Source organism: Brucella sp., assembly GCF_032066345.1.
GTDB classification, from domain to species: Bacteria; Pseudomonadota; Alphaproteobacteria; order Rhizobiales; family Rhizobiaceae; genus Brucella; species Brucella pseudogrignonensis.
Window position 1 is genome coordinate 1 of sequence record NZ_DAMBKZ010000004.1, and the last position, 21,547, is coordinate 21,547.

Here is a 21,547-nt window from a genome sequence, read left to right on the forward strand (position 1 = left end):
AGGAAACGCCGGAAGGCGTGCGCGCATTGTCTTCCAGCACGTAAAACTGGTTTTCAGCCGTCCGCACGATATCAACACCGATAATATGCGTGTAGACATTGCCCGGCGGACGAAATCCGATCATTTCGGGCAGAAATGCCTCATTATTGGTGATGAGTTCCTTTGGAATGCGCCCTGCCCGGACTATTTCCTGACGATGATAAATATCATCAAGAAAAGCGTTGAGCGCCATCACGCGCTGTTCGATCCCTTGCGATAGCCTTCGCCATTCCTGGCCGGAAATGATACGCGGAATAATATCGAACGGAATAAGCCGTTCCGCAGCGTCCTGATCACCATAGACCGCAAAGGTGATGCCGGTTTTTCGAAAAACGCTTTCCGCATCATGTGTTTTTTGCAGAAGTTTGTGCTGATCCTGCTGGTCTAGCCACTGCTTGAGAAATTCATAAGGTTGGCGAACACTCCCGCCATGGTTGAGCATCTCATCAAATGGCTTCACTTAGTTCCCCTTCTTTTTCACCAATAGTCGGCTTCAAATCAGGGAAATGCAAGTGTGCAATTTATGCAAAAGCGCAAAGCTGGGTTGCGCAATTGCGTCGCGACAGCGGATTAATTGCTCGCGATAATCCGCGAGCTTCAACCGGGACGATGTGCTTTGACGACTGCTGGATCGGTTTCGATACGCCCTGCACCAATAAGATCGAGACAATAAGGGATGGCTGGGAATACGGCCTGCAGTGTGATAGCGATCGAGACTGGCTTACCCGGCAGATTGAGAATGAAGCTTTTGCCACGGCTGCCTGCCGTCTGGCGCGAAAGAACGGCTGTCGGCGTCTGCTCAAGACTTGCACGACGCATTTGTTCACCAAAACCCGGCAGTTCCTTATGCAGAACAGCCTTCATCGCCTCCGGTGTTTCATCGCGCGGGCTTGGGCCAGTTCCGCCTGTTGTCAGGATCAAATCGCACCCAACATTATCGACGAGATCGATAAGCGTATCACGCACGGATTCCATACCATCTGGAATGACGCGTCTAACAATTTCGTAAGGCGTTACAATCGCGCTTTTTAGCCAGTTTTCGATAGCAGGACCGCTCAAATCATCGTATTCGCCGCGGCTTGCACGGTCTGAGACTGTAACGACGCCGATTTTCACTATCTTATCCTTTTAATTGAGCTTTTACTTAAGTTTATAGCGACCACGCTTTGTCTTGTGAAGGTTTGAAGCTGGCCGCTAGCCTTCCAAAGCTGGTATATCACCTCGCCATCAAAATGCAGTTGCTTTCCTCTTAAATTCGAGCTTCAATCAAAAAGTTGGGGAGAGCAAAAATGCCATTTAGAGGCAGCCAATATCGCGGAACGTTCACGCCTGAGGACTTGCAAGTTCTGCAAGCCGCCTATAACCGCAGCTGTGCCATGTTAGACCGCTGCCCGACAACCCATGAGGCGAAAAACGAACTCGCCCGTGCGATCATCAGGACATATGAATCTGGTGAACATGATCCAGAAAAAATTGCTGCAATCGCAGCGCGAGTAGAACTTATGCGCAGTTGAAACCAGTTACTGAATGTAAACTATCCCTAAGTATGATAGTAAAGTGTTCAGTTTTACTAAAGACATGCCTTGAAAAGTATCGTCACAGGTTATGAAATCCGGTCAATCACGACCAGACTGCGAATGAAACAATATGCCGTTTTCGAGAGATTATTATTTTAAGCGTTTCAAGCCCGCTGAGCTCGAACAGTTGCAGGCGGCCTATCTAAAGACGTGTGAAGTTCTCGGACGCTGCCCGATCACCTCTCCGCAAAAGGATGAGATGTCGCGCGAAATTATCCAAATCTATGAATGCGGTATTTCAAGCCCCGAAAAGATCGCCGAGCTGATGCTTCAGATTGAGAGCGTTAAGCCAAAGCCTTATGCGGAACAGTTCTTTCCGCAGGACTTCGATCTTCCAGCGAAGCGTGCCTGAAACAGTTCGCAAAAATTATAAGCGCAAAAACACAGAAATCATTTTCACCCCGGCCCGTTTAAGCATTTCGTAAACTTTGGATTCAGCTTTTGGCGGTAATCTTTGGTTAGCAAATAGCTCGGGAGGAGCGTTGCGGGTGTTGGTTGATGGCATTTCTGCAACCAGTTTTGGTTTGGCTGTAGAGCGCCTGAGTTTTGTGTACGGGTATCATGCGTTTTTCGGTTGTGTCAGCAATTGCCCTTGCCTGCACCGCTTTGGCGGGTTGCACGTCTAGTTCCGGCATCGACAGTATCATGCCGCAGCCATCTGCAGAGCTGACCAGCTCGGTTGTCAGGCCTTCTGCACCTTTGACCGAAATGGCGAGAGCCCCGCAATCAATGCCATCCGCACCACAGGAAGAAGTTCTTGCCTGGGCTGGTCCGGTTCCTGATGCGGGCCCATTTAAAAACGAGCCGCCTGCACCATTGACGCAGCGTCCAGAGCAGCGTGTGGTGGCTCCAATCTCGGTTCCCAAGCCGGAAGTCGCGGCTTACCCACCTGTTCGCCTTGATCGCCAAACGCGCAATAAGGTCTACAGCCAGCGCTTCCGCGATGCGAAGCCGATCAACTTCGGTAGTGTTTCGCCACGCAGGCATGCAGTGCATGGTGTAGATATTTCGCGTTGGCAGGGAGACATTGACTGGGCAACGTTGCGACAGAACGGTGCGAATTTTGCCTATATCAAAGCGACCGATGGCGGCGATCATCTCGATCCAATGTTCCGCAAGAACTGGCGTGATGCCAAGGCTGCAGGCTTGAAGCGTGGTGCGTATCACTTCTTCTATTGGTGCCGCGTAGCCAGTCAGCAGGCTGATTGGTTCATTCGCAACGTGCCGGTTGATCCAGATGCGCTGCCGCCGGTTATCGACGTTGAATGGAACGGCGACTCGTCTTGCAAGCGTCGTCCATCGCCTACTCAGGTGCGTGAAAAGATGCAGGTTTTCATGGATGCGCTTGAGCGCCATTATGGCAAGCGTCCGGTTATCTACACCGCACCAGATTTTTACGATGATAATTTGAAGGGTGCGTTTACCGATTATCCGTTCTGGCTGCGTGCTGTCGCGCAACATCCATCCAAGGTCTATCCGGGCCGTCGCTGGGTCTTCTGGCAGTATTCCGGCTCAGGATTGTCGCAAGGCGTGAACGGTAAGATCGATCTGAATGTCTTCCACGGAAGTGAAGACCAGTGGCACCAGTGGATCGGACGTTTCGCGAGCTGAATTCTGGGGTCAAAATTGAGGGAGCGCTAATCTGATAATTTAGATTAGCGCTCTAATATTCTGTTTTATATTGATTTATAGATTCTCAGCAAGCTCAATCAGGCTTGCCGATCTTTGCCAGATCATACGGCGTCGATTGATACATCTCATTGATCCAGTTCCCGAAAAGTAGATGTGCATGGCCTCGCCAGCAGTTCTGTGGTTTGCGGCTTGCGTCGTCGCTTGGGAAATAGTTGGCTGGCACGGGTGTATCTGGTTGCAGCTGGATATCCCGGAAATATTCATCAGCAAGCGACGTCGTATCGTATTCGACGTGATTGAACATATGAAGTGCGCGGTGCTTTGGGTCTTCCAGCAAGCAAAGACCGCTTTCAGGGCTATCGACGAGAACCTTCAGATTGCTATCTACCGGGATGTCGTCTTTGCGCACTTCCGTCCAACGAGAAACAGGAATTGCAAAGTCGTCGGAAAATCCGCGCAGGTAAGGCGATGCTGGAGCAAGGTTTTGTTGGCTATAAACGCCTGACGCTTTACCGGGCAGGTCATATTTGCTCATGCCATGAAAATGATGCACAGCCGCCTGTGCCGCCCAGCAGATATTGAGCGACCGATGAACATGGGTCTGTGTCCAGTCGAAGACACGCTGCATTTCGTCCCAATATGTGACTTCTTCAAACGGCATACGCTCGACTGGCGCACCGGTAATCACAAAGCCGTCGAAACGTTCGTCCCGCACCTCTTCCCAAGGCCGATAGAAAGAAAGCATGTGATCTGCAGGCGTATGACGCGCTACGTGATTGGTGATGCGAACAAGCGTCAATTCCAGCTGCAATGGAGTTGAACCCAGAAGACGCGCAATCTGCGTCTCTGTCGTGACCTTGTTTGGCATTAGATTGAGAAGGCCGATTTTCAGCGGCCTGATATCCTGACGGATAGCATCTGCCTCACGCATGACCATAACGCCCTCGGCTTCGAGAACACTGGTTGCGGGCAGATCGTCAGGAATTTTAATAGGCATGTCGCGTCAGTCCTTCGTTATGTCAGAGCAGACGCGTGTGGCTTGATCCGTATATTTGCCGGTTGGCCACATCCTTCCATTTTAGGAAGTACCACCTTGCCCGGAAAGGCAGGTTGGCGTTGGGCGTCGCCCCAACTCTTGATGTGACGCTACTTCTACTCAAACTCCTGCGTCCTGGCAATAGTGTTTGAGTGCTTGTAACTCGGCTGTGATGGAATTTTATTCTAACAATTTAACGCGCAAAGTTGCTCCGGTTTAAAGAGCGTCTCCAAGACGAAAAGAACTGTCTTTATACATGCGCGGAACAAGCCGTCGCATTACGCGTTTTTCTTTTATCCGCCTGGTATGGTAAACTGTTGGTAAAAGGGAGGGAAAAATGAGCAACATTATATTTTGGATGGCGCTTGTCATTCTGCCGGTTCTGGCCGGAACTGCTTTCGCTTACCTTCGTCACATGCATCATGGTGATGATTTCTAAGCGGTAATTCAGATTGCGCCTGAAAGCTTCGAATGTCGGAACATTGATCCGATTGGATCAGATCGGAGCTCTAGGCATCTGTTTAACGCGCAACTCTGTCCGAAAACCGTTTCACACTTTTCGGAATGCGCGTTAATGACGTGGCTTACTAACTGGCTTGACGAAATAGATTGATATCAACATTACTAAGTAATGCCAGATAGTCGCGCCGTTCCGTTTGAAACCACGCTTCTTGTGCGTGATACCTGTCTTTGTTTGCATGTTCAGCGTGCAGCCCGTGCGCTTGCCCGTTATTTTGACGAGGAACTTCGCCCTTCTGGTCTCAATAATGGTCAGTTTTCGCTTCTAATGGCATTAAATCGTCCCAGCCCGCCGCCTATGAAGCCGGTGGCTGAACTATTGGCCATGGATCAAACCACCCTCACCGCAGCATTGAAGCCTTTGCAGCGCAATGGCTGGGTGGAGATTGTCGTAAATCCCGACGATCGCCGCCAACGCCTTCTTTTGCTTACATCTGAAGGACAAACGGTTCTTGCATCAGCTGTTCCTATTTGGACATCGGCTCATGCAAAACTCGAAAGCACGTTCTCCGGCAATAATCTTGAATTATTTCGTCAAGAATTAATGTCACTTTGCCGTTAGGCTCTTTACCATCTGCCTGATAACGTTAGTTTGCGAAGTGCAACTATCGTACGAAAAGCGTGACTCGGGTTCACGCCAACCTCAGGTGGTATAACTTCAATGAACGGACCGGATACCCCCCATATCCTCGTCGTTGGTGCAGGCTTCGGAGGCCTGCAATTAATTCATGATCTCAAAGGTGCCAATGTTCGCATAACCCTTGTCGATCAACGCAATCATCATCTTTTTCAGCCGCTGCTTTATCAAGTTGCAACAACGATCCTCGCTACATCGGAAATAGCCTGGCCAATTCGCCATCTTTTCCGTGATCGTAAGGAAGTGACGACATTGCTTGGCACTGTCGTGGGCGTCGATGCATCCGCAAAACAGGTGCGGCTCGAAGACGGCACGAAGATTGATTATGACACGCTCGTCCTGGCCACTGGCGCACGGCACGCCTATTTCGGCAATGATCAATGGGAAAAGCTGGCACCCGGTCTTAAAGCGTTGGAGGACGCTACGACCATTCGCCGCCGCTTGCTTTTGGCTTTTGAACGCGCAGAGCGCGAAACAGATCCAGAGAGACGGCAGGCACTGCTTACTTTCTCGGTAGTTGGTGGGGGACCAACTGGCGTAGAGCTGGCAGGCATTATCGCAGAGCTGGCCAAGCAGACAATGTGGCCTGAGTTCCGCAATATCGATACGCGTGAGGCGCGTGTGCTGCTGGTGGAGGCAGGGCCACGCATTCTGGCTGCATTTCCAGAAGACTTATCGACTTACGCACAAAATGCTCTTCAGAAGATCGGCGTAGAAGTGCGTCTCGGCGTACCTGTCAAGGAGATCACGGAAGATGGCGTGACCGTTGGCGAAGAGTTTATTCCCTGCAAAACCGCTATCTGGGCTGCTGGTGTCGCCGCATCGCCTGCAGCTTCATGGCTCGGAGCGGAAAGCGATCGTGCAGGCCGCGTTCGCGTGCTTTCCGATCTTACGGTGCCGGGACACGAAAACATCTTTGCGATTGGCGATACAGCCTGGGTTGAAGGACCTGACGGAAAGCCTGTGCCGGGTATTGCGCCTGCCGCAAAACAGCAAGGCGCTTATATTGCAAAGGTTATTCGCAGTCGCGTTTCAAGTAGTGCGGCTCCAGCGCCGTTTCGTTATCGTCATCAGGGCAATCTCGCGACTATTGGTCGAGGTGCTGCCGTGGTTGATATGGGGCGGATCAAGCTTAAAGGCGCAATTGCCTGGTGGGTATGGGGCATCGCCCATATTTTCTTCCTGATCGGCACGCGTAGTCGCGCAGCCGTTGCATGGAGTTGGCTCTGGACATTTATATCTGGGCAGCACAGTGCGCGCCTGATTACTCAGGGCAAAGCTGCCGAAGATAACAAATAAACAAAACGGCCCGCCAAAAGCGGGCCGTTCCGGTTGCCTGAGAAAGAAGATCAGCCCAATTATTCCGCCGGTTCGAGAACCGGTGTGCCCTGAACGTCGATCACATCGCCCTTCATTGCTGCTGCCAGCATGTCAGTATCGAGTTCGTTTTCCCAACGTGCCACAACGATGGTTGCAACGGCATTGCCGACGAGATTGGTCAGTGCACGGCATTCCGACATGAAGCGATCAATGCCGAGGATCAGCGCCATACCAGCAACCGGCACTGCCGGAACAACCGAAAGCGTTGCAGCAAGCGTGATGAAGCCTGCACCGGTGATACCAGCAGCGCCCTTCGAGCTAAGCATTGCCACGAGAAGCAGCAGGATCTGATCAGTGAGCGAAAGCGGAATATCCGTTGCCTGTGCGATGAACAGTGCAGCAAGCGTCATGTAGATATTCGTGCCATCAAGGTTGAACGAATAGCCAGTTGGAATGACAAGGCCCACGACCGAGCGCTTACAGCCCGCTTTTTCCATCTTGTCCATGAGGCTTGGCAGAGCAGCTTCTGACGATGAAGTGCCAAGCACCAGCAGGAGCTCTTCTTTGATGTAGCGAATAAGTGCCAGGATTGAGAAGCCGTTATAGCGTGCAACCGCGCCAAGCACGATCAGAACGAATAGCAAAGCTGTGATGTAGAACGTCGCGATCAGCAAGGCCAGATTGGCAATCGAGCCGATACCATATTTGCCGATGGTGAAAGCCATGGCGCCGAACGCACCAATCGGAGCCGCCTTCATCAGGATCGAAACCAGCTTGAAGACAGGTGCTGTGAGCATCTGTAGGAAGTCGGTGACTGGCTTGCCTTTATCGCCAACCATGGCGAGCGAAATACCAAACAGGACCGAGAAGAAAAGAACCTGAAGGATATCGCCAGACGCGAAGGCGCCAACGATGGTGGTTGGGATGATGTTGCTCAGAAAGCCGGTAATCGTCTGTTCGTGAGCTTTTTCGGCGTAGTTTGCAACTGCCTTCGGATCGAGCGACGAAGGATCGATGTGCATTCCTGCGCCCGGCTGCACAACATTGGCAACGATAAGGCCAATGATCAACGCAAGCGTCGAAAAAGTCAGGAAGTAGATCATGGCCTTACCGGCCACGCGCCCCACCTTCTTCATGTCAGTCATGCCGGCAATGCCGGTCGCGACGGTCAGGAAGATTACCGGGGCAATGATCATCTTCACCAGCTTGATGAAAGCGTCACCCAGTGGCTTTAGCTGCGTGCCAAGCTCCGGATAAAAATGACCAAGAAGAATACCGGCAGCAATGGCTACCAGAACCTGCACATAGAGGTGCTTGTAAAAAGGGATTGGGCGGCGTGGCTCGGCCACAGCGCCTGACGGTACAGCGATCATGATGTCCTCCGTTCGGCTCAGCCCGGATCTCATCCAGCCTCCCGAGCCACTAGTCTGTCGTTCAACAGCTCCCGCTGCTGTTGACATCATGATTGCAAGCTGCGTGCCAGTTTTTGTTATTAGAATTAAGCTATTGAAATAATTATATAATAGTAATTAGTTGGGAGTCTTTTTCTTCTGTTTGTGCGAATTATCGCACATATTACTTTTCATGCGGTGCGGATTAATGCACAATCGATTTCATGAATGAAGCATCGGTTTCTACAATTGAAGCAATTTCGCTGCCCGCCAATAATCGCCGGACATGGTGGATATTTGGTGCGATTTGTGCTGCAATTTTTGCACTGGCTTTCTGGGTTGTAGGCGATGCTGCGCGTGATCGTGCTTTGCTTTCACTGGGTGAGCAGACCCGGATCGATGCAAATCTGAATACGGCCCTCCTCCGAACCGTTCTTGAGAAGCAACGCGCACTACCTCTGGTCCTTTCCAAAGACAAGGAGCTAGCCGACGCGCTTGCAATGCCAAGTGCGGTGGCTATCGATCAGCTCAACCGTAAGCTGGAAGCGCTCGCTGAAGGCACACAAGCGGCGGTGATTTATCTTGTTGGACTTCATGGCTATGCAATCTCCGCCAGTAACTGGCGCGAGCCGGACAGTTTTGTCGGCAACGATTATAAGTTCAGACCTTATTTCAACGACGCTTTGAAAAACACAAACGCCGAATATTTTGCGCTTGGTAATGTCAGCCTGCGGCCTGGCCTTTATATTTCGCGCCGTGTCGATGGTCCAAATGGACCACTTGGTGTTGTCGTGGTGAAACTGTCGTTCGATCAGCTGGAAAGCGATTGGAATGAAACTGGCCGTCCGACTTTCGTTACAGATAATCGAAATATAGTGCTGATCACCACCATGCCCTCATGGCGGTTTATGACCATTGGTGAACTTCAGCCTCAAACAGTTGAAACCATTCGCAACAGTCTACAGTTTGGTGATGCGCCTCTTAAGCCTCTGCCGCTTTCGCTAAAGCCTGTGGCGGGAGATGATATGGTGCTGGTTGATGCAATTCTGCCGGGGTCGGCACGGAGCACAGATTTTCTGGCAATCCGCTCGCATGTTCCAAGCACACCTTGGCTCATGTATAGTCTCGCGCCGATCAGGCAGCCTGTGGAAGCTGCTATACGTGAGGCACGCCTTATCGTTTTCATTATCTTGGCAAGTATTGCTACCGTGGCCGGTATTCTGCTGCGCCGCCGTCAGCGTGTTGCCGCACGTATTGCCGATGCGCAACGCCGACAAATTGAACTCGAACAACGTGTAGCAGAGCGAACGCTTGATCTCATTTCAGCGCGCGACCGACTGGAGTCCGAGATAAACGAACACCATAAAACCGAAGGCATGTTGCAAGGCGTACAGCAGGATCTGGTACATGCAAACCGTCTGGCGATCATGGGACAAGTTGCGGCTGGCGTTGCACATGAGATCAACCAGCCTGTCGCGACAATCCGCGCTTATGCCGATAATGCACGGACGTTTCTTGATCGCAAGCGACTTGATGATGCGGCGGAAAACTTAGCTGAAATCGCCGCTCTGACCGAACGTATTGGTACGATCACCGGTGATCTTCGTGCTTTTGCACGTAAAGGACATCGTGCTTCAGAACCAGTGCCGCTAGCTCAGGTGATTTCAGGCGCACTTGTCCTTTTGCGCAGTCGCTTTGCAGGCAGCATGGATCAGCTGGACATCGAGCTTCCCGCGCCTGATCTTTGTGTTTTCGGTCATTCAATTAGACTTGAGCAAGTTCTCATAAATCTGTTTCAGAATGCGTTGGAAGCAGTTGAAAGCAAAGGAAATGACGGTCACATAGAAGTCCGCACAAAAGCTCTTTCGAAGAGTGTTGTACTGACGGTTTCGGATAATGGCCCGGGCATTCCGCAGCATATTCTCGATAATCTATTCACGCCATTCAACACATCCAAGGAAAGAGGCCTTGGGCTTGGACTGGTGATCGCCAAGGAAATTCTAACCGACTATGGCGGCAAGATTTCAGTAAAAAGCAGTGCGAATGGCACTCTATTCCGTGTGGAATTCAAGAAAGCATGATGAATATTCCGGTCATACTTGTCGATGACGACAAAGCACTACGCCGTGCAACCAGACAAACATTGGAGCTGGCGGGCTATGAAGTGCTGGATTTTGGCAGCGCCAGCGAGGCGCTGAATGCAATCAACTCCTCATTCGAAGGCGTGATCGTTACAGATGTGCGTATGCCGCAGATCGACGGGTTGGAGCTTTTTGCCCGAATCCGCGAAATCGACGCCGATTTGCCGGTTATCCTGATTACTGGTCATGGTGATATTCCAATGGCCGTCCGGGCCATTCAGGATGGTGCTTACGACTTTATCGCCAAGCCTTTTGCAACCGACAGACTGGTTCATAGTGTATTGCGTGCGGGCGAGCGCCGAAAGCTTGTTCTGGAAAATCGCAGCCTGCGCCATTTGGCGGATGAAGCACAGAACGACATGCCTCTGATCGGTCAGACACCGGCAATTGAAAATCTGCGCCGCACGATCCGTGATATCGCTGATACGGATGTCGATGTGCTCATTGCAGGAGAAACCGGCAGCGGCAAAGAAGTCGTCGCTCAGTTGCTGCATGATTGGGGCCGCCGAAAAAAAGGCAACTTCGTTGCGCTTAATTGTGGTGCTTTGCCCGAAACCGTCATTGAAAGCGAGTTGTTCGGTCATGAGGCAGGAGCTTTCACGGGAGCGCAGAAAAAGCGCGTCGGACGCATCGAGCACGCGAGCGGCGGCACTCTCTTTCTTGATGAAATCGAAAGCATGCCTGCGGCAACTCAGGTGAAACTTCTGCGTGTTTTGGAAATGCGTGAAATCACGCCGCTTGGCACGAATGAAATCCGTCCAGTCGATCTTCGTGTTGTGGCGGCTGCAAAAATCGATCTCGGCGATCCTCAGGAACGGGGTGATTTTCGCGAAGACCTTTATTATCGGCTGAACGTGGTTACGCTGACGATCCCACCTCTACGGGAACGGCGTGAAGATATTCCCCTGCTCTTCTCACATTTTTTGGCGCGCGCAGCTCGACGTTTTAATCGGGACATTCCAGCTCTCGATGCCGCTACACATCGCCATTTGATGGAACACAACTGGCCCGGCAATGTTCGAGAACTCGTGCATTTTGCCGAGCGATTTTCTCTTGGTGTCACGACACCTGCGAAGACAGTTCCTGTTCCAGACGATCAAGCCACGCTGCCAAAGCGGCTTGAGCGTTACGAAGCTTCGCTGATCCGTGAGACCCTCGCGGCGCATAATGGCGATGTTCAGCAGACACTGGAATCTCTCGGTATTCCGCGCAAAACATTCTATGACAAGATGCAACGGCACGGGATAAACCGCTCAGACTACAAGTCCGAAGCTTGAATATTTAGCTGATTATCGCGGTGCGGCAATCAAATGTCCTGTCGATGCATGGCGCATGACATCCATCGGAATGCCGTAAATCTCTTCGAGCTGTTCTGGCACCATAATACCGGTTGGCGTCGACTGCGCGATAAGACGACCGCTATGCAGCGCAAACACTGCGTCACAGAAGCGTGAAGCCATGTTGACGTCGTGAAGGACAACAAACACACTTAGTTTTTTCTCGTGCGATAATTTCTGCACAAGTGAAAGCACTTCAATCTGATGCGCGATATCCAAAGCTGATGTCGGCTCGTCGAGCAACAGGCATTCGGCATCTTGTGCAACCAGCATGGCAAGCCATACGCGCTGCCGTTCGCCCCCTGAAAGCGTATCGACCATACGGTCGGTGAAAGGAGCGATGCCTGTGAGCTCGATGGCTTCTTCAACCTTCTGGCGGTCAACAGCTCCGAAGCGACCAAGAGCGCCATGCCATGGGTATCGACCAAGCGCTACCAACTCTTTTACCAGCATACCGGATGCTGCAGCTGTTTGCTGAGGCAGATAGGCGAGCTTGCGAGCAAACTCACGGTCGCCCCACTCATTCAATGGCTTGCCTGCAAAGCGCACCGTCCCGCCTGATGCCGGATGTTGTCGCGCCAGAATTTTCAGCAAGGTGGACTTGCCCGATCCGTTATGACCAATGAGCGCTGTTAGGCTTGCCGCTTGGATCGACATTGTGAGGGGCTGCAGCAAAGTGCGCCCTGGTACTGCGAAGCTGACATTCTCAAGTTCAAACAATGCGGAAGTCATCAATTTATCCCGTTTTCGGATAGCAGCTCTGCATTTAAGCAGCATTTCGCCGGTTGATAGCAAAACCTGACGAAGATATACATATTAAAATTGCTTAATCAGGAAAATGCTATTGGGCTTCCATCCGCATATGACAAGCCGCATTGAGGACGTCCGCTTGCTGGACGATCTTCATTATCGTGTCTGGAATGGCGCGATTGCGGATGTTTGGACGGTCGAATGTGGTCCTGGAGCGCGAGGCGAGTATGTCTCACAGGCGCCACGGCTTTTTCTGGTGCTTGAAAGTCGTGGGGAACTTGCGATCCGGCCTGAGCAAAATGATCGCACCATCGTGCAGAACACCGAACAGCCGCGACTTTGCTATATCCCGGCAGGAATGACGATCTGGAGCCGTGTCACGCGACCCGGAAAACTACGACATCTCGACCTGCATCTCGATACGACTGTCCTTCAACAACGACTTGGAGGTGCGCTGAGTAAAAGTAATTTGGAGCGCCCTCGTCTGCTCTTCTCAAACTCAAAGATTGAGCAGATCGGATCCTTGTTGGCGGATGAATGCCTTTCACCCGCACCGCTTCACGATCTTTATGGTGAAGGTCTTATCAATGCGCTTGTCAGCGAATTGTTCGATGTGCGCCGGGATGTTCCATCGCGAAGTAGCAAACTGTCACCATGGCAGTTGCGCCGCGTTACAGATTTCATCGAAGATAATTATCACCGGATCATCCGCCTTCAGGAACTCGCATCGCTGGCTGAGCTTTCAGAATCTTATTTCTGTAGTGCATTCAAAGCTTCGACCGGAATTTCCCCTCATGCATGGCAAATGAAGCGACGTATTGAGCGTGCGCAGGGGTTTCTTTTGCAGCCTCGTGCATCTTTGCCGCATATAGCCACGATTACCGGGTTTTCGGATCAGGCGCATTTTACGCGCGTATTCAAGAAGTTGACAGGGACTACGCCGGCAGCCTGGCTGCGTTTGCAGGCCTGATATAGGCCCCAGTATATTAGCGAAATATCATTCAATTTGGCGTAATAACGATCAATCTTCACGTCATATCCTGATGTAAACACTCATATTAATTTGCTGCGTCGAACAATCGACGCAATTATAGTGCCAGCAGCTTCTTGCGATCAGAAAAAGCCATTCGTTTGAAGCAAGCACTCTCCAGATTATTTGAGGGGCTGAATACATGACGAGATCGATGAAGCTGACGCTTAAGGTGCTGCTTGCCAGCGGAACGGCTCTAGCCGTGTTACCGCTTTCGCTGATGCCTGCTGCGGCACAGGACGCCAACACTTCAATCCGTCTCGATACGGTGGTCGTACAGACTGGTGACGGTAAGCCTTCCGATGGAACTGCACCTGTTCAGGGCTTTGTTCCCCAAGCCACAACCACAGGCTCCAAAGATAGTGTTGCGATTGAAAAGATACAGCAATCTGTTGCAGTTGTTGGCCGTGATCAGATGAATGCGACAGGCGCGCAGAAAATCGATGAAGCTCTGCGTTATACCGCTGGCGTCATGGGGCAGCCGTTTGGCGTGGATAATGATACAAACTGGATTTACATTCGCGGTTTTGAAGCAACCCAGTACGGCACTTATCTCGATGGTTTGCAGAACTTCAGCTATGGCTTCGGTGGCTTCCTGATCGATGACTTCGGACTTGAGCGTATTGAAGTTCTACGGGGGGCTTCTTCGGCGCTTTATGGCGGTTCCAACCCCGGCGGTATCGTCAACTATATCAGCAAACGTCCTGATGGCGAGCGCACTCGTTATCTTGAGGCTGGCATTAACAGCTACGGCAATGGCTACCTTGGCTTCGATATCGGCGATAAGGCAACAGATACCGTTAATTACCGTATTAACGGCAAGATTCAGGGCGGCGACAACTACACGGATTATTCCAAGGAATTCCGGGGCGTCATTTCACCGAGTATTCAATACAAGCCGGATGAATCGACCAGTCTTACTATTTTGGCCAGCTATAGCCATCTTGATCTGACACATGACGGCGGTGGCTTCCTGCCCTATTATGGCACCGTTGTTCCAACTGAATTCGGTAAGATTTCGCGCAAGACCAATCTGACTGAGCCGGGTCTGGATGACTATAACCGCGAGCAGGTGCAAATCGGTTATGAGTTCGAACACCAGTTCGACAATGATTGGACTGTTCGCCAGAACGTTCGTTACGGCTATGCGCATGTAAAGGAACATAGCCTTTACGCATTCGGATATGATGGTTTCCTTGCGCAACCTGCGCCTGGAAATCCATATGTGTCACGCATCAATTTCAAGCACGACACGACAATCAATACGTTTCAGGCAGACAACCAGCTCGAAGGCACAGTTACAACTGGCGCTTTGACTCACAATCTTCTGTTTGGTGCTGAGTATCGTTATTTTGGTATCGACCAGATGCAGCAGTCCGGTGATGGCACGCTGATCAACCCATTTGATCCGGTATATGGCGCTACACAGCCTGCGATGCGCGATCCATATATCGATCAGGATCTGAGCCGGAACCAGTTTGGTATCTATGCTCAGGACCGTATGGAGTTTGGCGACGGCTGGATCGTTACGCTGAATGGTCGTTATGATTATGTGACGACAAATGCAAAGGGCTTGCCGCACTACAAGGACCATAATGATCGCTTCTCAGGTCGCGCAGGTATCGGCTACGAGTTTGAAAATGGTCTCACGCCCTATGTGAGCGTCTCATCATTTTTCAACCCGGTGCTGGACGAGCTATATCGAATTGGGGATGCTCCGAACATCGTCATTACGCCAGCCAAACCTGAAACCGGTATTCAGTACGAAGTCGGCGTAAAATATCGCCCCGAACTTTTCGACGGTCTCATCACGGCCTCATTCTTTGATCTCACCAAAGAAAATGTTGTGACCGGGCCATTCGGTAACAAGAGCCAGCTGGGACGCGTAAACTCCCGCGGCTTTGAGTTCGAGGTACAGGCCAATATCAATGAATCATGGAAGCTGACAGGTGCGTTGACGGCCTATGATCTGATAGTCAAAGACGACGACGATACATCGCTCATCGGCAAGCGCCCATATCTTCTGCCAGAACAGCAGGCATCCGTATTCGTGGAATATAAAGTTCCGGAAGGCGTACTTGAAGGCGTCAAGCTTGGAGGCGGTATTCGCTATGTCGGTTCTTCTTATGCCGATGCCCAGAACACACTTAAGGTTCCTGCCGTGACTTTGGCTGACCTGAAGCTCGGCTATGAAAAGGACAATTGGGGCATTGATCTCAACGTTACAAATCTCTTCGACAAAGACTATGTAGCTGGCTGCCAGGGCGTTTATGTTTGTGGCTATGGCGAAGGCCGTAAGGCTTTGCTCAAAGTCCATACCAAGTGGTAAAGGTCGGATAAGCCCCAAAAAGGTTGAGTTTTATATATTTTGGCGCCCACGATTTATTCATCGTGGGCGCTATTTATTTAAGCTGTTATAAATAGATAGGCTTCTTTTCTAATAAAATAATTCAAGATTGCTCCATTAGGAAGTCACGTAACACGACCGCCTGATTGTGCTCGACGTCTTTCGCACCAAAAAGTAAAGTGAGGCGTGCACCAGAGGCTTTCGTGAGGGCCTCTTGAATTGCTGCTTGATTGGCTTTCAGCTCGTCTCGATATTTTTCCTGAAACTCAGGCCACTTGGCAATATCATGGTCGAACCACTTTCGAAGCCCTGTTGATGGGGCCAAGTCTTTGGCCCAAAGATCAATTGCAGCTTCTTCTTTTGTCATCCCGCGTGGCCAAACACGATCGACCAAAATCCGAAAACCATCATTCGGCTGCGGTTCGTCATAAATACGTTTGATCTTGATATCGGGCATGACTTGTTTCCAGACTGGTTGGTCAGGAAACAATAGGTCTATTCACGTCGAGAGCAAGCCTCTGAGGATTGTAACGGATCAAGCCTCAGGTTTATCCAGCCGCGGAAAGAATTCCATCGCTTGTAGAACCCGCCTGCACCGCATGAAGACGTTTGTAACGACCATTCTTAACCGACAACAGTTCCGAATGACTGCCCTGCTCTACGATCTGGCCGCCTTCGACAACCATGATACGATCAGCATTGACGATAGTCGCCAGGCGGTGTGCGATCACAAGCGTTGTACGGCCCACTGAAAGCTCTGAAAGCGATTGCTGGATTGCACGTTCGGTTTCCGTATCCAGCGCTGAAGTTGCTTCGTCTAGGATCAGGATTGGTGGATTGCGCAGGAAAATACGCGCAATTGCCAAACGCTGTTTCTGTCCGCCAGAGAGCTTGACGCCGCGCTCGCCAATGACCGTATCGTAGCCATCAGGCATAGCTGCAATTACAGCGTCGAGACGTGCGCGACGAGCGGCATCGGCAACTTCTTCATCCGTCGCATCAAGGCGACCATAGGCGATATTCTCGCGGATTGTACCCGCAAACAGGAACACATCCTGGCTCACAATGCCTATATTGGAGCGCAGCGACTTCAGCGTCATGTCGCGAATGTCAATGCCATCGACGAGAATGGCCCCGCCGGTCACTTCATAAAATCGTGGCAGCAATGAACATATCGTCGTCTTGCCTGCACCTGAAGAACCAACAAAAGCAATGGTTTCGCCTGCGTTGATGCTCATGTTCAGACCATCAAAAATCGGGCGTTCGGAATTATAGCCAAACTTCACATCGCGATATTCGATATCGCCTTTGAGGCGCGCAACCGATTTTGCTGTCGGACGATCAGCAATATCCGGGCGGGTATCGAGAAACTGGATGTATCGCTGAAAGCCTGCAATGCCTTTCGGATAGGTTTCAATGACCGAATTGATCTTGTCGATCGGGCGGAAGAACACGTTGACCAGCAGAAGGAAACCAACAAAACCGCCAGCTGTTAGATCGCCTTGCACAACAAACCATGCACCGGCGAGCATGACCACAACCTGCACGAAACGCATCGATAGATAAGAAAGTGACATCGAGGCAGCCATGATCTTATAGGCGGCAAGCTTGGTCTTCTGATAGTTTTCATTGCTTTCAGCAAACAGCTTGCGTTCATGGTCTTCGTTCGTGAAGGCTTGAACCACACGAATGCCACCGACATTTTCTTCAATACGGGCATTGAAGTCACCAACACGACGATAGAGCGCGTGCCATGTTGCGGTCATCCGTCCGCCATAACGGAGCGTCACATAAGCGCAAAGCGGAACGATCACAGCTGTTATAAGTGCAAGTGGGACGTGGACCCACATCATCAGGCAGAAGGCGCCGATGAGCGTCATTATAGCGATAAAGAGATCTTCCGGCCCGTGATGGGCGACCTCCCCGATTTCTTCGAGATCCTTGGTCAGTCTGGCAACCAAATGTCCGGTTTTTTGATTGTCGAAGAACCCAAATGAAAGCTTCTGCAGGTGGTCGAATGCCTTGCGACGCATCTCGGTTTCGATTTTGATGCCGAGCATGTGACCCCAATAGGTCACAATGACTTGCAGAATGGCATTGAAGACATAAATCGCAAGCAACCCAACGGCAGCCAGAGCAATAATGCCGAGCTGGCCAGTAGGCAGAAGCCTATCGATGAAGAGAGTCACGGCAATTGGAAAGGCCAGTTCCAAAAGACCGGCTGCCACGGCGCTCGAAAAATCCAGCACGAACAACCCGCGATGCGGGCGGTAATATGTGCCGAAGCGCTTCAACAAATCCGCCATGGCATGGCTCCTTCCATTCACAATTAGTAGGGTGCCTAGCGCATTCCTATCGTGAGTGGAAGGCTATTATGACTTCTTGGGTCAGCATTTTTTGGGAAATGGCCTTTTCGGCCTACCCAGCCATAAAACCAACCGCATCCTTGTGCCAGTAACCAGCGACGAGCGTTTCCTCGCGGCTTTTACCCAGCGTCTGACGCCAATGCTGGCGAACAATCTTAGCCTGATCAGCCTCACCCGCAAACCAGCCAAAACTGTCTGGTCCTTCGGGCCACTCAGCTTCGCACAAAATTTGCGTCAGCGTTTCGCCTGCACGCTTTTGATCCGCATCGATAACCCAATCGACGGAAATGCCCTTTGGGTGCTGCAGAGGCTGAACGTCTTTTTCGCTATCGACGGCAATGATGACGCGACCTGTTACGTCTGAGGAAAACTCTTCAAGCATACGACCAATAGCAGGCAAGCCAGTCGCATCTGCGCCCATGAGATAGCGGCTTGCACGACGCAATGGACGTCCGACTGGCCCCATCAGACCAACCGTATCGCCAATCTTCGCGCCTTTCGCCCATTTGCAGGCCAGGCCTTCTATTTCATGGAGATAGAAGTCGATTTCAAGCCACCCAGCGTCAATATCAAGAGCCCGGATTGTATAAGCGCGCGAAGCGGGTCTGCGTTGTTCATCAGGCCAGAATGGCAAGCCATTTGGCCCCATGATGGGCCAGATCGGCTGTGGCACTTCTTCCGTGGGAAGCAGCAGACGAATATGCATCGCCCCAAAGAGGGAAAAGCGTTTCAAGTCCTCACCAGCTAGCCGCACGCGCAGCATATGCGGCGTCAACAGACTGGTAGAAATTACCCGCATCAACCGGAACTGCGGCAAAACCTGTTCACCAGCACGGTCGCCTTGCCAAACGATCTCCGGCGCTTCTTCCTTGGTGTAAAGTTTGATGGCAACGGCTGCGAGATCTTTAAGGCGATGCAGACCGATGTCTTCGTCTGCAAGCAAGGAAACGCGATAGCCGCTATCAGCGGCATCAATCTCGATCCGACCGAATTCATAAGTGAACTCGTGGCGGCTTTCGTGACTGTTATATTGCGCCTGATAAGAGTTGAGCCGATCAATGATGTTCGGCAGATAGGCTTCGCCTTTCAGAAGGCGAATATGGGAATGGCTTGTCAGCTTGGAGGTCAGTTCTGATGACATCTTGGACACGGCTTTTCTCAATCTATGTTTTCAGGAATCTCACTATCATAAACTTGAGTATTCAGGAAAACTTTTATCGTTCAGATGAGTGATTGGCAGACGAAGCAATTTTTAGCCTCGCCTGCCCAATGATCAGCCGCCAATGCGACCTGTGATAGCGATCTTGAAGGTTCGACCCTTGGCCTGCTCAATATCCGTACTCGTGGCCCAACCAGTCTGGGCGTCGGTATAGGCTTTGTTGAAGAGGTTATCGACGCCGAAGTCGAGCTTCACATTGTCGGTGACTTGCCAGTTGGCAAACGCATTAACGAGATCGACACGCGGGTAAACCTTGACGCCACCGGTTGTCAGTGCGCGATTGACCTTGCCGACGCTCTGATATTCGACACCATAAACGAGCTTCTCTTCAAATGCCTTGAGGCCAAGCGTTGCACTGAAATTGTTGAGCGGCGTGTTGCTCAGGCTTTCTCCTTTGTAAACGCCGTCTTTCATTTCGGCATCCGTGTAAGAAGCAGCCAGGTTCACATAGCCCCACCAGTTGTCATAAGTGCCTTCCAGCTCAATACCCTGCAAGCGTGCAGCGCCGACGTTTTCGGATGTTGTTACGTTCCCGGTTTTCACAGTGTTGATGTAGTTCTTGACATCTGTATGGAACAGATTGAGCTTGGCACGAACCTGATCGCCTGCATCCAGAATACCGTCTTGGCGCAAGTTTACGCCAAATTCGTAAGAGGTTGCGACTTCGGGCTTGAGAAGCAGATTTGGTTCATATCCCGAGCCATGTGCGCCGTTCTGCCTGAACATATCCTGCATATGAGGAACGCGATAACCTTGGGAATAGAGACCGTAAAACTGAACGCCGTCCCATGGTGTTACACCGACGCTGAAGCGTGGTGAAACGCGATTGCCGTCGACGTTGACATCTTCCGAGGGCAGAACATTCGTCGCCTTGGTCGTGCCATCGAGGCGATATCCGTCATAACGCAGAGCGCCAATCAGTTCGAGCCACTTTTGATAATCGCCCTGCCACTGAATAACGCCGCCATAGGCCTGCTGTTCACCATTACCGAAGTTGTCGGTGTCGGATTCACCGCGCATCTTATAGTAATCCACGCCATAGGTGAGCGTATGGCTCATAGCGCCGGTTTCAAAACGTGAGCTGTTGTAAGCACGGAAACCTGCCGTTGAGACATCATAATAACGCGTCTTGCCGATATTGGCTTTCGTCCAGACCTGATATTGATCGTTATCCGTATCACTGTAATAGGCGTTGACCGACAGATCCCAGAATGGGTTGTCGTCCGGCTTATAAGTGTAATTACCCGTGTAAGTGCTGACGATGGTTTCGGCATTATAACGCGATAGCGTGCTCGAAGTGGAACCACTGCTGCCGGTCATGATGTCATTATATTTTTGACGCTGGAAACCGAGCTTTATTTCATGCCCATCTGCAGGACGGATGGTGATCTTGCCAAGACCGCTGACAACGCGCTCGCCAGTCCAGCGCACGACATCGCCGTCACCATTCTTATAGGCGTCACTGTCGCGATAGTTGATATTACCGATGACATCGAAATTCGGGTTGAAGCGATAGGCGCCGACGGTGCTGGTCATCCAGCCATTGCCGTTGCTTTCATAGCGTAGCTTTTCGCTGAGCGCCCATGTTTCATCATCGCGCAGGAAATCGCCTGCATCCTTGGTTTCGAAAGCAACGAGACCGCCAATGCCACCAGAACCATAGGCATTGGATACCGGTCCTCGGATGACCGTTACCTGCTTAAGCATTTCAGGGTCGATATAGAATGAACCCGACCCATGCCCAACGCGCCAATAGTCCTGACGAGCACCATCTATCGTTACCGCAACCCGGCCATATTCCTGAAGGCCACGAATATTAATGGATGTTGCAGGATCGTCGCCATTCAGAGATGCGTGTACGCCCGGTGTCGAACGGAAAAGGTCGGCCGGTGTTGTTGCCTGAATACGATCGAGCTGCTGTTGTGTAATGACGCTGGTCGAGGCCATTGCATCAATCGCAGCCTGGTTCTGGATTGTCGGCGAAATAGTGATGGTGTCCAGCTGAAGAGCTTGCTCTTTCTTTTGAGCTGGCTGTGCTTCTTCCGTCGTCTTCTGATTCTGAACTGTCGCGTTTTGTCCCAGATTTTGTCCAAAAGCAGGCATCGCTGCCAACAAACTCAAACCAATTGCCCCGCTTAAAACCGTTGTTTCCAACAAATAACCGCCGCGCTTCGACTTCATTTTCATTGCAACCCCCATATTGGCT

The 21,547-nt window shown here is 51.3% G+C and carries 18 protein-coding genes and 1 riboswitch; of the genes, 9 read left to right on the top strand and 9 right to left on the bottom strand.

All coding sequences use genetic code 11. From position 1 onward, the window contains the following. Positions 1-499 (bottom strand): circularly permuted type 2 ATP-grasp protein (locus RT142_RS06495; protein WP_313028031.1); only part of this gene is annotated, 499 nt, incomplete at its 3' end. A gap of 137 nt (positions 500-636) precedes the next feature. Beyond that, positions 637-1,155 carry a molybdopterin adenylyltransferase gene (mog, locus tag RT142_RS06500; RefSeq protein ID WP_313028033.1) on the bottom strand — a complete coding sequence of 173 codons (519 nt, stop codon included), beginning with the start codon at positions 1,153-1,155 and terminating at the stop codon, positions 637-639. 173 nt (positions 1,156-1,328) lie between these two features. Here mog and RT142_RS06505 point away from each other — a divergent pair, with 173 nt between their 5' ends. From RT142_RS06505 to RT142_RS06515, 3 genes are all read left to right on the top strand, one after another. Then, the gene (locus RT142_RS06505; RefSeq protein ID WP_007879218.1) at positions 1,329-1,553 is read left to right on the top strand and encodes a hypothetical protein; all 225 of its coding nucleotides are present in this window, start codon (positions 1,329-1,331) and stop codon (positions 1,551-1,553) included. A 133-nt stretch (positions 1,554-1,686) separates the two neighbouring features. Then, a complete protein-coding gene (locus tag RT142_RS06510; protein WP_007879219.1) occupies positions 1,687-1,968 on the top strand; it encodes a hypothetical protein in 282 nt (93 codons plus the stop codon). A 209-nt stretch (positions 1,969-2,177) separates the two neighbouring features. Then, positions 2,178-3,227, top strand: a complete 1,050-nt coding sequence (locus RT142_RS06515) for a GH25 family lysozyme (protein WP_313028034.1) — start codon at positions 2,178-2,180, stop codon at positions 3,225-3,227. Positions 3,228-3,321: 94 nt separating this feature from the next. Here RT142_RS06515 and metA read toward each other — a convergent pair whose 3' ends face one another. Then, positions 3,322-4,245 carry a homoserine O-succinyltransferase gene (metA, locus tag RT142_RS06520; protein ID WP_007879233.1) on the bottom strand — a complete coding sequence of 308 codons (924 nt, stop codon included), beginning with the start codon at positions 4,243-4,245 and terminating at the stop codon, positions 3,322-3,324. Positions 4,246-4,286: 41 nt separating this feature from the next. Then, a riboswitch (SAM-I-IV-variant riboswitch) is annotated at positions 4,287-4,395 on the bottom strand. Between the two features lie 520 nt (positions 4,396-4,915). On the opposite strand from metA, the gene RT142_RS06525 reads away from it, so the two are divergent. Both RT142_RS06525 and RT142_RS06530 read left to right on the top strand, forming a co-directional pair. After that, a complete protein-coding gene (locus RT142_RS06525; RefSeq protein WP_007879241.1) occupies positions 4,916-5,365 on the top strand; it encodes a MarR family winged helix-turn-helix transcriptional regulator in 450 nt (149 codons plus the stop codon). A gap of 99 nt (positions 5,366-5,464) precedes the next feature. Further along, positions 5,465-6,739 carry an NAD(P)/FAD-dependent oxidoreductase gene (locus tag RT142_RS06530; protein ID WP_112806652.1) on the top strand — a complete coding sequence of 425 codons (1,275 nt, stop codon included), beginning with the start codon at positions 5,465-5,467 and terminating at the stop codon, positions 6,737-6,739. A gap of 59 nt (positions 6,740-6,798) precedes the next feature. On the opposite strand, the gene RT142_RS06535 is transcribed toward RT142_RS06530, so the two are convergent. Then, positions 6,799-8,133, bottom strand: coding sequence for a dicarboxylate/amino acid:cation symporter (locus RT142_RS06535; RefSeq protein WP_079213813.1), 1,335 nt, complete (start codon positions 8,131-8,133; stop codon positions 6,799-6,801). Between the two features lie 242 nt (positions 8,134-8,375). Between RT142_RS06535 and RT142_RS06540 the strand changes: the two genes are divergently transcribed. Both RT142_RS06540 and RT142_RS06545 read left to right on the top strand, forming a co-directional pair. Further along, entirely contained in the window at positions 8,376-10,232 is a 1,857-nt protein-coding gene (locus tag RT142_RS06540; protein WP_113158101.1) for an ATP-binding protein, read from the top strand. Continuing rightward, the gene (locus RT142_RS06545) at positions 10,229-11,569 is read left to right on the top strand and encodes a sigma-54 dependent transcriptional regulator (protein WP_313028038.1); all 1,341 of its coding nucleotides are present in this window, start codon (positions 10,229-10,231) and stop codon (positions 11,567-11,569) included. The genes RT142_RS06540 and RT142_RS06545 overlap by 4 nt, the downstream gene beginning before the upstream one ends. A 12-nt stretch (positions 11,570-11,581) precedes the next feature. Here the strand turns inward: RT142_RS06545 and RT142_RS06550 are convergent, their stop codons facing one another. After that, complete coding sequence (locus tag RT142_RS06550) at positions 11,582-12,361, bottom strand: ATP-binding cassette domain-containing protein (RefSeq protein WP_094544720.1); 780 nt, start codon at positions 12,359-12,361, stop codon at positions 11,582-11,584. Positions 12,362-12,518: 157 nt separating this feature from the next. Here RT142_RS06550 and RT142_RS06555 point away from each other — a divergent pair, with 157 nt between their 5' ends. Both RT142_RS06555 and RT142_RS06560 read left to right on the top strand, forming a co-directional pair. Beyond that, complete coding sequence (locus tag RT142_RS06555; protein ID WP_237853864.1) at positions 12,519-13,349, top strand: helix-turn-helix transcriptional regulator; 831 nt, start codon at positions 12,519-12,521, stop codon at positions 13,347-13,349. Between the two features lie 202 nt (positions 13,350-13,551). Beyond that, positions 13,552-15,738: a TonB-dependent siderophore receptor gene (locus RT142_RS06560; RefSeq protein WP_313028041.1), complete on the top strand. Its 2,187-nt coding sequence runs from the start codon at positions 13,552-13,554 to the stop codon at positions 15,736-15,738. A 121-nt stretch (positions 15,739-15,859) separates the two neighbouring features. Here RT142_RS06560 and RT142_RS06565 read toward each other — a convergent pair whose 3' ends face one another. The 4 genes from RT142_RS06565 to RT142_RS06580 form a co-directional block, all read right to left on the bottom strand. After that, positions 15,860-16,213 (bottom strand): DUF488 domain-containing protein, encoded by a 354-nt coding sequence (locus tag RT142_RS06565; RefSeq protein ID WP_105519578.1) that lies wholly within the window; start codon positions 16,211-16,213, stop codon positions 15,860-15,862. A 91-nt stretch (positions 16,214-16,304) separates the two neighbouring features. Beyond that, on the bottom strand, positions 16,305-18,062 hold the full coding sequence (locus RT142_RS06570; protein ID WP_007879265.1) for an ABC transporter ATP-binding protein: 1,758 nt from the start codon (positions 18,060-18,062) through the stop codon (positions 16,305-16,307). Between the two features lie 112 nt (positions 18,063-18,174). Next, positions 18,175-19,263: a siderophore-interacting protein gene (locus RT142_RS06575; protein ID WP_007879267.1), complete on the bottom strand. Its 1,089-nt coding sequence runs from the start codon at positions 19,261-19,263 to the stop codon at positions 18,175-18,177. 132 nt (positions 19,264-19,395) lie between these two features. Next, positions 19,396-21,528: a TonB-dependent hemoglobin/transferrin/lactoferrin family receptor gene (locus RT142_RS06580; protein ID WP_313028043.1), complete on the bottom strand. Its 2,133-nt coding sequence runs from the start codon at positions 21,526-21,528 to the stop codon at positions 19,396-19,398. Positions 21,529-21,547: the final 19 nt, after the last annotated feature.

Bases quoted from the DNA above. Each gene is read 5' to 3' on its own strand.
- RT142_RS06505 (WP_007879218.1), top strand. From the start codon at position 1,329: ATGCCATTTAGAGGCAGCCAATATCGCGGAACGTTCACGCCTGAGGAC.
- RT142_RS06510 (WP_007879219.1), top strand. From the start codon at position 1,687: ATGCCGTTTTCGAGAGATTATTATTTTAAGCGTTTCAAGCCCGCTGAG.
- RT142_RS06515 (WP_313028034.1), top strand. From the start codon at position 2,178: ATGCGTTTTTCGGTTGTGTCAGCAATTGCCCTTGCCTGCACCGCTTTG.
- metA (WP_007879233.1), bottom strand. From the start codon at position 4,245: ATGCCTATTAAAATTCCTGACGATCTGCCCGCAACCAGTGTTCTCGAA.
- RT142_RS06525 (WP_007879241.1), top strand. From the start codon at position 4,916: ATGCCAGATAGTCGCGCCGTTCCGTTTGAAACCACGCTTCTTGTGCGT.
- RT142_RS06530 (WP_112806652.1), top strand. From the start codon at position 5,465: ATGAACGGACCGGATACCCCCCATATCCTCGTCGTTGGTGCAGGCTTC.
- RT142_RS06535 (WP_079213813.1), bottom strand. From the start codon at position 8,133: ATGATCGCTGTACCGTCAGGCGCTGTGGCCGAGCCACGCCGCCCAATC.
- RT142_RS06540 (WP_113158101.1), top strand. From the start codon at position 8,376: ATGAATGAAGCATCGGTTTCTACAATTGAAGCAATTTCGCTGCCCGCC.
- RT142_RS06545 (WP_313028038.1), top strand. From the start codon at position 10,229: ATGATGAATATTCCGGTCATACTTGTCGATGACGACAAAGCACTACGC.
- RT142_RS06550 (WP_094544720.1), bottom strand. From the start codon at position 12,361: ATGACTTCCGCATTGTTTGAACTTGAGAATGTCAGCTTCGCAGTACCA.
- RT142_RS06560 (WP_313028041.1), top strand. From the start codon at position 13,552: ATGACGAGATCGATGAAGCTGACGCTTAAGGTGCTGCTTGCCAGCGGA.
- RT142_RS06565 (WP_105519578.1), bottom strand. From the start codon at position 16,213: ATGCCCGATATCAAGATCAAACGTATTTATGACGAACCGCAGCCGAAT.
- RT142_RS06570 (WP_007879265.1), bottom strand. From the start codon at position 18,062: ATGGCGGATTTGTTGAAGCGCTTCGGCACATATTACCGCCCGCATCGC.
- RT142_RS06575 (WP_007879267.1), bottom strand. From the start codon at position 19,263: ATGTCATCAGAACTGACCTCCAAGCTGACAAGCCATTCCCATATTCGC.
- RT142_RS06580 (WP_313028043.1), bottom strand. From the start codon at position 21,528: ATGAAAATGAAGTCGAAGCGCGGCGGTTATTTGTTGGAAACAACGGTT.